This window comes from Vibrio salinus (genome assembly GCF_021272385.1).
Classification (GTDB): domain Bacteria; phylum Pseudomonadota; class Gammaproteobacteria; order Enterobacterales; family Vibrionaceae; genus Vibrio; species Vibrio salinus.
Map to the genome: position 1 here is coordinate 1 of NZ_JAJSDZ010000005.1, position 15,600 is coordinate 15,600.

4 protein-coding genes are annotated in these 15,600 nt (G+C 51.7%); all 4 read left to right on the plus strand.

The annotated features are described in order from the left end of the window. A partial coding sequence (locus LRQ06_RS00185) for an autotransporter outer membrane beta-barrel domain-containing protein (RefSeq protein WP_232764405.1) occupies positions 1-1,141 on the plus strand: 1,141 nt, incomplete at its 5' end. Continuing rightward, positions 1,138-3,555 carry a beta strand repeat-containing protein gene (locus LRQ06_RS00190; protein ID WP_232764407.1) on the plus strand — a complete coding sequence of 806 codons (2,418 nt, stop codon included), beginning with the start codon at positions 1,138-1,140 and terminating at the stop codon, positions 3,553-3,555. The genes LRQ06_RS00185 and LRQ06_RS00190, both read left to right, overlap by 4 nt. After that, on the plus strand, positions 3,518-10,675 hold the full coding sequence (locus LRQ06_RS00195; protein ID WP_232764408.1) for a hypothetical protein: 7,158 nt from the start codon (positions 3,518-3,520) through the stop codon (positions 10,673-10,675). Before LRQ06_RS00190 ends, LRQ06_RS00195 begins: the two co-directional genes overlap by 38 nt. 139 nt (positions 10,676-10,814) lie before the next feature. After that, positions 10,815-15,398 (plus strand): Ig-like domain-containing protein, encoded by a 4,584-nt coding sequence (locus LRQ06_RS00200; RefSeq protein WP_232764410.1) that lies wholly within the window; start codon positions 10,815-10,817, stop codon positions 15,396-15,398. The last annotated feature ends 202 nt before the right edge of the window (positions 15,399-15,600 follow it).

Below are 15,600 nucleotides of genomic sequence, written 5' to 3' on the forward strand. Positions count from 1 at the left end.
ACAAGCGGAAGTGGGCGAAGATGGCACCGTGACGGCGACCATCAGCTTGCCAGACGACTTCGATGCGGCGAACGACACGTTGACCATCAACGGTGAAGAATACAGCTTGTCTGCGGATGAAATCGCCGCGGGTTCCGTGACAGTCGAAGTGGCTCCGGAAGGCACAGTGACCGCGCAAATCACCGATGCGGCGGGTAACACGTCGACGCAAGCGAGCGAGACAGCGGCGGCAGCGGACACAGAAGTGAAAGCACCGACCATCACGCTAGAAAGCACAGGTGATGATGACATCTACAACAACGCGGAAGTGGGCGAAGATGGCACCGTGACGGCGACCATCAGCTTGCCAGACGACTTCGATGCGGCGAACGACACGTTGACCATCAACGGTGAAGAATACAGCTTGTCTGCGGATGAAATCGCCGCGGGTTCCGTGACAGTCGAAGTGGCTCCGGAAGGCACAGTGACCGCGCAAATCACCGATGCGGCGGGTAACACGTCGACGCAAGCGAGCGAGACAGCGGCGGCAGCGGACACAGAAGTGAAAGCACCGACCATCACGCTAGAAAGCACAGGTGATGATGACATCTACAACAACGCGGAAGTGGGCGAAGATGGCACCGTGACGGCGACCATCAGCTTGCCAGACGACTTCGATGCGGCGAACGACACGTTGACCATCAACGGTGAAGAATACAGCTTGTCTGCGGATGAAATCGCCGCGGGTTCCGTGACAGTCGAAGTGGCTCCGGAAGGCACAGTGACCGCGCAAATCACCGATGCGGCGGGTAACACGTCGACGCAAGCGAGCGAGACAGCGGCGGCAGCGGACACAGAAGTGAAAGCACCGACCATCACGCTAGAAAGCACAGGTGATGATGACATCTACAACAACGCGGAAGTGGGCGAAGATGGCACCGTGACGGCGACCATCAGCTTGCCAGACGACTTCGATGCGGCGAACGACACGTTGACCATCAACGGTGAAGAATACAGCTTGTCTGCGGATGAAATCGCCGCGGGTTCCGTGACAGTCGAAGTGGCTCCGGAAGGCACAGTGACCGCGCAAATCACCGATGCGGCGGGTAACACGTCGACGCAAGCGAGCGAGACAGCGGCGGCAGCAGCGACACAGAAGTGAAAGCACCGACCATCACGCTAGAAAGCACAGGTGATGATGACATCTACAACAACGCGGAAGTGGGCGAAGATGGCACCGTGACGGCGACCATCAGCTTGCCAGACGACTTCGATGCGGCGAACGACACGTTGACCATCAACGGTGAAGAATACAGCTTGTCTGCGGATGAAATCGCCGCGGGTTCCGTGACAGTCGAAGTGGCTCCGGAAGGCACAGTGACCGCGCAAATCACCGATGCGGCGGGTAACACGTCGACGCAAGCGAGCGAGACAGCGGCGGCAGCGGACACAGAAGTGAAAGCACCGACCATCACGCTAGAAAGCACAGGTGATGATGACATCTACAACAACGCGGAAGTGGGCGAAGATGGCACCGTGACGGCGACCATCAGCTTGCCAGACGACTTCGATGCGGCGAACGACACGTTGACCATCAACGGTGAAGAATACAGCTTGTCTGCGGATGAAATCGCCGCGGGTTCCGTGACAGTCGAAGTGGCTCCGGAAGGCACAGTGACCGCGCAAATCACCGATGCGGCGGGTAACACGTCGACGCAAGCGAGCGAGACAGCGGCGGCAGCGGACACAGAAGTGAAAGCACCGACCATCACGCTAGAAAGCACAGGTGATGATGACATCTACAACAACGCGGAAGTGGGCGAAGATGGCACCGTGACGGCGACCATCAGCTTGCCAGACGACTTCGATGCGGCGAACGACACGTTGACCATCAACGGTGAAGAATACAGCTTGTCTGCGGATGAAATCGCCGCGGGTTCCGTGACAGTCGAAGTGGCTCCGGAAGGCACAGTGACCGCGCAAATCACCGATGCGGCGGGTAACACGTCGACGCAAGCGAGCGAGACAGCGGCGGCAGCGGACACAGAAGTGAAAGCACCGACCATCACGCTAGAAAGCACAGGTGATGATGACATCTACAACAACGCGGAAGTGGGCGAAGATGGCACCGTGACGGCGACCATCAGCTTGCCAGACGACTTCGATGCGGCGAACGACACGTTGACCATCAACGGTGAAGAATACAGCTTGTCTGCGGATGAAATCGCCGCGGGTTCCGTGACAGTCGAAGTGGCTCCGGAAGGCACAGTGACCGCGCAAATCACCGATGCGGCGGGTAACACGTCGACGCAAGCGAGCGAGACAGCGGCGGCAGCGGACACAGAAGTGAAAGCACCGACCATCACGCTAGAAAGCACAGGTGATGATGACATCTACAACAACGCGGAAGTGGGCGAAGATGGCACCGTGACGGCGACCATCAGCTTGCCAGACGACTTCGATGCGGCGAACGACACGTTGACCATCAACGGTGAAGAATACAGCTTGTCTGCGGATGAAATCGCCGCGGGTTCCGTGACAGTCGAAGTGGCTCCGGAAGGCACAGTGACCGCGCAAATCACCGATGCGGCGGGTAACACGTCGACGCAAGCGAGCGAGACAGCGGCGGCAGCGGACACAGAAGTGAAAGCACCGACCATCACGCTAGAAAGCACAGGTGATGATGACATCTACAACAACGCGGAAGTGGGCGAAGATGGCACCGTGACGGCGACCATCAGCTTGCCAGACGACTTCGATGCGGCGAACGACACGTTGACCATCAACGGTGAAGAATACAGCTTGTCTGCGGATGAAATCGCCGCGGGTTCCGTGACAGTCGAAGTGGCTCCGGAAGGCACAGTGACCGCGCAAATCACCGATGCGGCGGGTAACACGTCGACGCAAGCGAGCGAGACAGCGGCGGCAGCGGACACAGAAGTGAAAGCACCGACCATCACGCTAGAAAGCACAGGTGATGATGACATCTACAACAACGCGGAAGTGGGCGAAGATGGCACCGTGACGGCGACCATCAGCTTGCCAGACGACTTCGATGCGGCGAACGACACGTTGACCATCAACGGTGAAGAATACAGCTTGTCTGCGGATGAAATCGCCGCGGGTTCCGTGACAGTCGAAGTGGCTCCGGAAGGCACAGTGACCGCGCAAATCACCGATGCGGCGGGTAACACGTCGACGCAAGCGAGCGAGACAGCGGCGGCAGCGGACACAGAAGTGAAAGCACCGACCATCACGCTAGAAAGCACAGGTGATGATGACATCTACAACAACGCGGAAGTGGGCGAAGATGGCACCGTGACGGCGACCATCAGCTTGCCAGACGACTTCGATGCGGCGAACGACACGTTGACCATCAACGGTGAAGAATACAGCTTGTCTGCGGATGAAATCGCCGGCAGAGGTTCCGTGACAGTCGAAGTGGCTCCGGAAGGCACAGTGACCGCGCAAATCACCGATGCGGCGGGTAACACGTCGACGCAAGCGAGCGAGACAGCGGCGGCAGCGGGACACAGAAGTGAAAGCACCGACCATCACGCTAGAAAGCACAGGTGATGATGACATCTACAACAACGCGGAAGTGGGCGAAGATGGCACCGTGACGGCGACCATCAGCTTGCCAGACGACTTCGATGCGGCGAACGACACGTTGACCATCAACGGTGAAGAATACAGCTTGTCTGCGGATGAAATCGCCGCGGGTTCCGTGACAGTCGAAGTGGCTCCGGAAGGCACAGTGACCGCGCAAATCACCGATGCGGCGGGTAACACGTCGACGCAAGCGAGCGAGACAGCGGCGGCAGCGGACACAGAAGTGAAAGCACCGACCATCACGCTAGAAAGCACAGGTGATGATGACATCTACAACAACGCGGAAGTGGGCGAAGATGGCACCGTGACGGCGACCATCAGCTTGCCAGACGACTTCGATGCGGCGAACGACACGTTGACCATCAACGGTGAAGAATACAGCTTGTCTGCGGATGAAATCGCCGCGGGTTCCGTGACAGTCGAAGTGGCTCCGGAAGGCACAGTGACCGCGCAAATCACCGATGCGGCGGGTAACACGTCGACGCAAGCGAGCGAGACAGCGGCGGCAGCGGACACAGAAGTGAAAGCACCGACCATCACGCTAGAAAGCACAGGTGATGATGACATCTACAACAACGCGGAAGTGGGCGAAGATGGCACCGTGACGGCGACCATCAGCTTGCCAGACGACTTCGATGCGGCGAACGACACGTTGACCATCAACGGTGAAGAATACAGCTTGTCTGCGGATGAAATCGCCGCGGGTTCCGTGACAGTCGAAGTGGCTCCGGAAGGCACAGTGACCGCGCAAATCACCGATGCGGCGGGTAACACGTCGACGCAAGCGAGCGAGACAGCGGCGGCAGCGGACACAGAAGTGAAAGCACCGACCATCACGCTAGAAAGCACAGGTGATGATGACATCTACAACAACGCGGAAGTGGGCGAAGATGGCACCGTGACGGCGACCATCAGCTTGCCAGACGACTTCGATGCGGCGAACGACACGTTGACCATCAACGGTGAAGAATACAGCTTGTCTGCGGATGAAATCGCCGCGGGTTCCGTGACAGTCGAAGTGGCTCCGGAAGGCACAGTGACCGCGCAAATCACCGATGCGGCGGGTAACACGTCGACGCAAGCGAGCGAGACAGCGGCGGCAGCGGACACAGAAGTGAAAGCACCGACCATCACGCTAGAAAGCACAGGTGATGATGACATCTACAACAACGCGGAAGTGGGCGAAGATGGCACCGTGACGGCGACCATCAGCTTGCCAGACGACTTCGATGCGGCGAACGACACGTTGACCATCAACGGTGAAGAATACAGCTTGTCTGCGGATGAAATCGCCGCGGGTTCCGTGACAGTCGAAGTGGCTCCGGAAGGCACAGTGACCGCGCAAATCACCGATGCGGCGGGTAACACGTCGACGCAAGCGAGCGAGACAGCGGCGGCAGCGGACACAGAAGTGAAAGCACCGACCATCACGCTAGAAAGCACAGGTGATGATGACATCTACAACAACGCGGAAGTGGGCGAAGATGGCACCGTGACGGCGACCATCAGCTTGCCAGACGACTTCGATGCGGCGAACGACACGTTGACCATCAACGGTGAAGAATACAGCTTGTCTGCGGATGAAATCGCCGCGGGTTCCGTGACAGTCGAAGTGGCTCCGGAAGGCACAGTGACCGCGCAAATCACCGATGCGGCGGGTAACACGTCGACGCAAGCGAGCGAGACAGCGGCGGCAGCGGACACAGAAGTGAAAGCACCGACCATCACGCTAGAAAGCACAGGTGATGATGACATCTACAACAACGCGGAAGTGGGCGAAGATGGCACCGTGACGGCGACCATCAGCTTGCCAGACGACTTCGATGCGGCGAACGACACGTTGACCATCAACGGTGAAGAATACAGCTTGTCTGCGGATGAAATCGCCGCGGGTTCCGTGACAGTCGAAGTGGCTCCGGAAGGCACAGTGACCGCGCAAATCACCGATGCGGCGGGTAACACGTCGACGCAAGCGAGCGAGACAGCGGCGGCAGCGGACACAGAAGTGAAAGCACCGACCATCACGCTAGAAAGCACAGGTGATGATGACATCTACAACAACGCGGAAGTGGGCGAAGATGGCACCGTGACGGCGACCATCAGCTTGCCAGACGACTTCGATGCGGCGAACGACACGTTGACCATCAACGGTGAAGAATACAGCTTGTCTGCGGATGAAATCGCCGCGGGTTCCGTGACAGTCGAAGTGGCTCCGGAAGGCACAGTGACCGCGCAAATCACCGATGCGGCGGGTAACACGTCGACGCAAGCGAGCGAGACAGCGGCGGCAGCGGACACAGAAGTGAAAGCACCGACCATCACGCTAGAAAGCACAGGTGATGATGACATCTACAACAACGCGGAAGTGGGCGAAGATGGCACCGTGACGGCGACCATCAGCTTGCCAGACGACTTCGATGCGGCGAACGACACGTTGACCATCAACGGTGAAGAATACAGCTTGTCTGCGGATGAAATCGCCGCGGGTTCCGTGACAGTCGAAGTGGCTCCGGAAGGCACAGTGACCGCGCAAATCACCGATGCGGCGGGTAACACGTCGACGCAAGCGAGCGAGACAGCGGCGGCAGCGGACACAGAAGTGAAAGCACCGACCATCACGCTAGAAAGCACAGGTGATGATGACATCTACAACAACGCGGAAGTGGGCGAAGATGGCACCGTGACGGCGACCATCAGCTTGCCAGACGACTTCGATGCGGCGAACGACACGTTGACCATCAACGGTGAAGAATACAGCTTGTCTGCGGATGAAATCGCCGCGGGTTCCGTGACAGTCGAAGTGGCTCCGGAAGGCACAGTGACCGCGCAAATCACCGATGCGGCGGGTAACACGTCGACGCAAGCGAGCGAGACAGCGGCGGCAGCGGACACAGAAGTGAAAGCACCGACCATCACGCTAGAAAGCACAGGTGATGATGACATCTACAACAACGCGGAAGTGGGCGAAGATGGCACCGTGACGGCGACCATCAGCTTGCCAGACGACTTCGATGCGGCGAACGACACGTTGACCATCAACGGTGAAGAATACAGCTTGTCTGCGGATGAAATCGCCGCGGGTTCCGTGACAGTCGAAGTGGCTCCGGAAGGCACAGTGACCGCGCAAATCACCGATGCGGCGGGTAACACGTCGACGCAAGCGAGCGAGACAGCGGCGGCAGCGGACACAGAAGTGAAAGCACCGACCATCACGCTAGAAAGCACAGGTGATGATGACATCTACAACAACGCGGAAGTGGGCGAAGATGGCACCGTGACGGCGACCATCAGCTTGCCAGACGACTTCGATGCGGCGAACGACACGTTGACCATCAACGGTGAAGAATACAGCTTGTCTGCGGATGAAATCGCCGCGGGTTCCGTGACAGTCGAAGTGGCTCCGGAAGGCACAGTGACCGCGCAAATCACCGATGCGGCGGGTAACACGTCGACGCAAGCGAGCGAGACAGCGGCGGCAGCGGACACAGAAGTGAAAGCACCGACCATCACGCTAGAAAGCACAGGTGATGATGACATCTACAACAACGCGGAAGTGGGCGAAGATGGCACCGTGACGGCGACCATCAGCTTGCCAGACGACTTCGATGCGGCGAACGACACGTTGACCATCAACGGTGAAGAATACAGCTTGTCTGCGGATGAAATCGCCGCGGGTTCCGTGACAGTCGAAGTGGCTCCGGAAGGCACAGTGACCGCGCAAATCACCGATGCGGCGGGTAACACGTCGACGCAAGCGAGCGAGACAGCGGCGGCAGCGGACACAGAAGTGAAAGCACCGACCATCACGCTAGAAAGCACAGGTGATGATGACATCTACAACAACGCGGAAGTGGGCGAAGATGGCACCGTGACGGCGACCATCAGCTTGCCAGACGACTTCGATGCGGCGAACGACACGTTGACCATCAACGGTGAAGAATACAGCTTGTCTGCGGATGAAATCGCCGCGGGTTCCGTGACAGTCGAAGTGGCTCCGGAAGGCACAGTGACCGCGCAAATCACCGATGCGGCGGGTAACACGTCGACGCAAGCGAGCGAGACAGCGGCGGCAGCGGACACAGAAGTGAAAGCACCGACCATCACGCTAGAAAGCACAGGTGATGATGACATCTACAACAACGCGGAAGTGGGCGAAGATGGCACCGTGACGGCGACCATCAGCTTGCCAGACGACTTCGATGCGGCGAACGACACGTTGACCATCAACGGTGAAGAATACAGCTTGTCTGCGGATGAAATCGCCGCGGGTTCCGTGACAGTCGAAGTGGCTCCGGAAGGCACAGTGACCGCGCAAATCACCGATGCGGCGGGTAACACGTCGACGCAAGCGAGCGAGACAGCGGCGAGAGTTAATGATGCCCCAGTTATTTCTCCATCTGATTTGGGAACCGTGGATTTATCCGAAGCAAATTTACAGACTGGAATTTATAGACATAGTGGAACACTCACTATTCATGATGCTGATAGTAATACAGATGATTTGTCTGTTTCACTAACATTGCCGAGTGTTCCCGATGATTATCCTTTGACATTTAGTATCAATTCAGATGGGGACCTTATTGGTACTTTGGCGGATGGTACTGTAGCTATTACTGTGTCACTAGGTGATGTTGATGCTAATGGTCAATGTACTTATTCCATTACGCAAACTAGTCCGATCGACAATTCCGATTCAACTTATGATCAACTTGTATCTTTTGGTGTTGGTGTAACGGTATCAGATGGCTTGGATACGACTACCAGTGAAATCACGATTAATATTGCCGATGATACACCTTATGTTTATGAATCTTCGACAGTTCAAGCTACTCCTGTTGATTCTGATTCGGTATTAACAGGAACCATAGATTTAACCAGTAATTCCACAATCACATCAGATACCCTCACTCTTGATTCGGGTGATATTACTATTTCTTCTCAGGGTGTTACTTATGACTCCACGGGGAATTTAATTCGAACTGATGCGAGTGTTTACCAAAGTACAACTGGTGTTTCAGTTACCTCCAATGGGGGGCATACGGATACCGACCATTTTAGCTCAGAGATTGATTATATTTATGATGATGAAACCGATCAGGGTTTATCAGAAGCTTTGACTATAAGTCTTAATGGCAAAGTGGCTTACGGTTGTTCCATTGATTTTGAAAATATGTATGGAGGCGAGTTAGAGTCTGGTACTGCCTATTTTTATAAAGATGGTGTTTTAGTTTCAACTCAGGATTTCAGTTCTGATACGACGGGGGCTAATGGAAAATATGCTGCTGATTTCTCTGTTGTTGATGTTGGCTTCGATGAAATTGTCATTGTAGCAACAGATAACGGAAATCAGTCAGATGGCTTTTACTGGAATAGGGATATTTTAGATAACAGTGATTTCTCCATTTCAGCTATTACCTTTAGTGGTTCCGCAGCGGCCAGTGCATCTGGAACACTATCTCTAGACTATGGCGCTGACGGTCGTTCAGATACAGATTCTCTGGTTATTACAGGTCTTGCAGATAGTGACTTATATACGGCATCTGGTGAAGCAATTTCTGTGACAATCAGTTCTGATGGCGAACACGTAGTTGGTAGCTATGGTGATAGTGGTTCTGTTGCATTTGAAATAACACTATCAGAGTCCGGTGAGTGGAACTATAACCAATATATTGCTTTGTCGACAGATAAAACAATTGATTTTGTTTATCAGCTTACTGATGGAGATGGGGATACGGCAAGTAGTACTGTCTCAATTGAACCTTATAATGTTGTTGTGATCCACGATAACGATGGTGTTACTTCCGGATATGGCGCCTCTGATATTATTGTTGGAAGTGATGCCATCATCGATTCTTCTTCATGGAGTTATAGTGGTACCTTAGCCGATTTCACACATTACTGGGGGGATGGTTATCGTCATGGGCGGTCTTCGAATATTTACGGTTTGAATCCATTGGATACAAGGTCTGACTGGAGCCCAGATAATAATGCTTCTCTGTCTATTTATGGCGGATTTTTGCAACTTGATGACGCTAATAGATGGGATAACTACGCAGCCACTACACTATCGGATTCATTTGTATTGGACGGAGATTACTCTCAAATAACTTTCAGTGCAGCTTCAGGATGGTGGGCTGATAGCGAAGTAAACATTTTAAAATATGATGAAACTTCATCTTCATGGGACATTGTTGATACTGTTTTCGTTACATCGACTAACTGGGATAGTTACACAACGGATACGTTAGAATCTGGAGAGTATAGGCTGGAACTATCTACAAATGGTGGTTCTATGTGGATGGATGATATTACCTATCAATCTGCAGACGCATCTCAATCCGGAAATGATCAGATTGATGGTGGGTCTGGTGATGATATCTTATTTGGAGACGATGTTGATGCCAGTGGATTAGAAGCTGAATTCAATTTTGACACAGATAAAGAAGGACTTGATGCTGTTGAAAGCTATCTGGCTCAGACCGATGACAATGTTACCGACGAAGATATATTCAGTTTTATTTCTGAACATGCATCACTATTCGACTCTACAACGGAAATCGGTGGAGATGATATTCTTACCGGCGATTCTGGCAACGACATTCTATTTGGTCTTGGTGGTGATGATCAGTTAGACGGTGGTTCCGGCGCTGATATGTTATTCGGCGGGGCAGGTAATGATACTCTTATTGGTGGTATCGGAAATGACACTCTCATCGGTGGCAGTGGTAATGACGTGCTTACCGGTGGTTCAGGTGACGATATCCTTAAAGGCGGTACCGGTAACGATACGCTGACTGGCGGATCGGGTAAAGATACCTTTATCCTTGAACAGGATGGCGGAACCGATAAGATAACTGATTACAATAGTAATGAAGATGTGATTGATATTTCGGAATTGCTGGATGGTGTCAATGACATATCTTCTGAGAACATCGCCGACTATGTGTCAGTCAGTACCGCGGATGATGGACATACTTACCTTTCAGTTGAAGGCAACAGTGTTGTCGATTTTGGTAGTGATTTTGCCAGTAGCTCGGTCTCCGTTATGGTTGATGATCTGAATTTGACAGTGAATAAATCCTAAATTCATTATTGATACTGAATCAAGGGAGGCTTTGGCCTCCCTTTTTTATCTGGATAAAGATGAAAGAACGTCGAAAAGCAAAAATGTGAACTAGAATATAGTAAGTGAAAAAGTTTCTGCTGTTGTGAAGGCATTATTTATGGACCAGAAAACAATTATTTCGCCTGCTGATATAGGTATTGATCAGTCTATTGTCATTGACAAAGATGGAAATGTGACGGTCATTCCCAATAATGAATCGGTGCCATCTGGTTCTATTTTGGTAAAAAATGGTCAATTTTTTAATGTAGAAAATGATGGTCAGTCTCCACAGTTTTCCGCTGAACTGATCACTCCTGATAACCAAAGTATTGCTATAACAAATGAAATTGATCAGATTATCACAGCTTTAGAACAGGGAGTGGATCCTACTCAGTTGGCTGATGAGTTCGCTGCCGCAGCCGGAGGTGTAACAGGTTCCAGTCTGGCAGGGAGCGCAACCATTACCAGTAATAATACCGAGTTACTGGCATCAACATTTTTCGATACATCAGCCACAGCGGGAACAGGAATTACTCAGGCTCAAAGTCTTGCATTGGTCCAAACTTTAGTTCCAACTATTGCTACAACAACTGACGTTTTAGACACTGATTTATCCAGTGACAGTTCACCATTAGCAGATATATCTTCTGCCATCCCATCTTCTAGTGATATAACAAGATCTGTGCCTACAATATCTTTTGATAATGTTGTGCGATCAGCTTCTATTTCACTGGAAGACGCCGATGTCAATAATGATGGGGTGTATAACTCGGCAGAGCTGGGTGGCGACGGAACAGTGGAAGCCACCGTTACCTTACCGGGTGATTTCAACTCGGCGACAGATAGCTTATATATCAACGACTCTGAATATACGCTGTCTGCGGATGAAATCAGCAGTGGCAGCGTGACGGTAGATATTGATCCGCAAGAAGAAATCCGGGCGTATATTATCGATGGGGCGGCAAACACCTCCACAGAAGCCAGTGCCACCGCATTGTCTGCCGATACGGAAGTGCAGCCACCGGTGATTGTACTGGAAGACGCCGATACCAATGACGATGGTGTATATAACTCAAATGAATTAGGTGCTGACGGAACGGTGGAAGCCACCATTACCTTACCGGGTGATTTTAACTCGGCGACAGATACCTTATATATCAACGACTCTGAATATACGCTGTCTGCGGATGAAATCAGCAGTGGCAGCGTGACCGTCAACATCGATCCGACAGAAGAAATCCGGGCGTATATTGTCGATGGGGCGGGAAACACCTCCACAGAAGCCAGCGCTACCGCATTGGGTGCAGATACGGAAGTGCAGCCACCGGTGATTGCGCTGGAAGACGCCGATGCCAATGATGATGGCGTGTATAACTCGGCAGAGCTGGGCGCTGACGGAACGGTGGAAGCCACCATTACCTTACCGGATGACTTTAACTCGGCGACAGATACCTTATATATCAACGACTCTGACTATACGCTGTCTGCGGATGAAATCAGCAGTGGCAGCGTGACCGTCAACATCGATCCGACAGAAGAAATCCGGGCGTACATTGTCGATGGGGCGGGAAACACCTCCACAGAAGCCAGCGCTACTGCATTGTCTGCCGATACGGAAGTGCAGCCACCAGTGATTGCGCTGGAAGACGCGGATAGTAATGACGATGGGGTGTATAACGCCGATGAGCTGGGCGCCGACGGAACAGTGGAAGCCACGATTACCTTACCGGATGACTTTAACTCGGCGACAGATACCCTGTATATCAACGACTCTGAATATACGTTATCGGCCGGTGAAATCAGCAATGGCAGCGTGATGGTGGATATTGATCCCCAAGAAGAAATCCGGGCGTATATTGTTGATGGGGCGGGAAACACCTCCACAGAAGCCAGCGCTACCGCATTGTCTGCGGACACGGAAGTGCAGCCACCGGTGATTGCGCTGGAAGACGCGGATAGTAATGACGATGGGGTGTATAACTCGGCAGAGCTGGGCGCTGACGGAACGGTGGAAGCCACCATTACCTTACCGGATGACTTTAACTCGGCGACAGATACCTTATATATCAACGACTCTGACTATACGCTGTCCGCGGATGAAATCAGCAGTGGCAGTGTCACGGTAGATATTGATCCGCAAGAAGAAATCCGGGCGTATATTGTCGATGGGGCGGGAAACACCTCCACAGAGGCCAGCGCTACCGCATTGGGTGCTGATACGGAAGTGCAGCCACCGGTGATTGCCCTGGAAGACGCCGATAGTAATGACGATGGCGTGTATAACGCCGATGAGCTGGGTGGCGACGGAACAGTAGAAGCCACGATTACCTTACCGGGTGATTTTAACTCGGCGACAGATACCTTATATATCAACGACTCTGAATATACGTTATCGGCCGGTGAAATCAGCAATGGCAGCGTGATGGTGGATATTGATCCCCAAGAAGAAATCCGGGCGTATATTGTTGATGGGGCGGGAAACACCTCCACAGAAGCCAGCGCTACCGCATTGTCTGCGGACACGGAAGTGCAGCCACCGGTGATTGCGCTGGAAGACGCGGATAGTAATGACGATGGGGTGTATAACTCGGCAGAGCTGGGCGCTGACGGAACGGTGGAAGCCACCATTACTTTACCGAATGACTTTAACTCGGCGACAGATACCTTATATATCAACGACTCTGACTATACGCTGTCCGCGGATGAAATCAGCAGTGGCAGTGTCACGGTAGATATTGATCCGCAAGAAGAAATCCGGGCGTATATTGTCGATGGGGCGGGAAACACCTCCACAGAGGCCAGCGCTACCGCATTGGGTGCTGATACGGAAGTGCAGCCACCGGTGATTGCCCTGGAAGACGCCGATAGTAATGACGATGGCGTGTATAACGCCGATGAGCTGGGTGGCGACGGAACAGTAGAAGCCACGATTACCTTACCGGGTGATTTTAACTCGGCGACAGATAGCTTATATATCAACGACTCTGACTATACGCTGTCTGCGGATGAAATCAGCAGTGGCAGTGTGATGGTTGATATTGATCCGCAAGAAGAAATCCGGGCGTATATTGTTGATGGGGCAGGCAATACTTCTGACGAGGTGAGTGCTACCGCATTGTCTGCGGACACGGAAGTGCAGCCACCGGTGATTGCGCTGGAAGACGCGGATAGTAATGACGATGGGGTGTATAACTCGGCAGAGCTGGGCGCCGACGGAACGGTGGAAGCCACGATTACCTTACCGGGTGACTTTAACTCGGCGACAGATACCTTATATATCAACGACTCTGACTATACGCTGTCCGCGGATGAAATCAGCAGTGGCAGTGTCACGGTAGATATTGATCCGCAAGAAGAAATCCGGGCGTATATTGTTGATGGAGCGGGAAATACCTCCACAGAAGCCAGCGCTACTGCATTGGGTGCTGATCTTATTGCTCCGACTGTCACGATTACTGCGTTGGATACCAATTTAAGTATTGGAGAGAGTACAACTGTGACTTTTCAATTTAGTGAAATGGTACAGGATTTCACCGCTGTCGATGTAAGTGTCACAGGTGGTTCATTGAGTAATTTTCAGCAGGTTGATGATGATACATGGACGGCAACCTATACACATACGGTTGATTCTGAACCAACTATTTCTGTTCCTGATGATAGTTATGTTGATATAGCGGGAAACAGTGGCTCGGGTTATATGTTAGCTATGACAACGATGACTTATGGCGATATTCTTGTTGGAGAATTTGATGATGATGGAATGCCTTCCAGTATTATTGACTTTAAAGGTAATGAAGATGACCTTGATATCAATGACTTCTGGATCGTATCTGATAATGGTGAAAAAGTGTTGTCTGCAGGAGGTGGTAATTCAGATGCGAATAAAAACGATGATATTGGAGTAAGAGATAATGACGGAGGTGACGGAGAAGCTGCAACACTTACGTCGATACCACTGACTTTTGATGGTTCTGCCCAAAGTATTAGTTTTGATATTAAATATGATAAAGATAAATCTGCCGGAAATGCGGACGTTCACGTAAATGTGTATCAGCAACTTACGGATGAGAGTTGGGTATTAGTTGATTCAGTAGAAATTTCCACTCAAACCAGCGGAAAGAAAACTTATGAAACAGGAAGCCTTCCAGATGGTGTTTATAAGCTGGAGCTTTCTATCTCCGGCGATGGTATTGCTTCTATCGATAATATTGGTGTGCAACAGCTAAGCTCTGCCAATGATAATCTGGTCGGCGGGGATGATAACGATATTATTTTTGGTGATTCAGTTGATACATCAAACTTACCCTGGGAAGATGATAATCATGCTGATCTGGTCGGAGTTGATGCAATTAAGTCTTTTTTAGAATCCACCGGCGATTCTGATGTGACAGATGAAGAGGTCTTTAATTATATTTCTGAAAATCCTGATATGTTTGCATCAGATACCAATGAGGGTGGGGATGATGATATCGATGGTGGCGCCGGTAATGACATACTGTATGGATATGGCGGTGAGGATGAAATTCATGGTGGTTCGGGTGATGATATCATTTATGGAGGGGCCGGAGTTGACCATTTACATGGTGATGCAGGGGAAGACATCTTTGTGTTAGATCATGATAGCGTTGATACCATTGAAGACTTTAACAGTAATGAAGATATCATTGATATTTCAGATTTGATTGATGTCAGTGACATTTAAACTGATCCAGATGAAGAAGAGCTTAAAGCAGCGATACAAGCGTATTTGGATTCTAATGTTGCTGTTGACAGTTCATCGATGAAAATTGGTAATGATAATACCGTTGTCCAGTTCGGTAACAAAAGCAATATGACTGGTGATACGATTTCTCTTCGTGTAAATGAGATGGAATTTTTTGTCGATAACCACCATTAAATTAACG

Bases quoted from the DNA above. Each gene is read 5' to 3' on its own strand.
- LRQ06_RS00200 (WP_232764410.1), top strand. From the start codon at position 10,815: ATGGACCAGAAAACAATTATTTCGCCTGCTGATATAGGTATTGATCAG.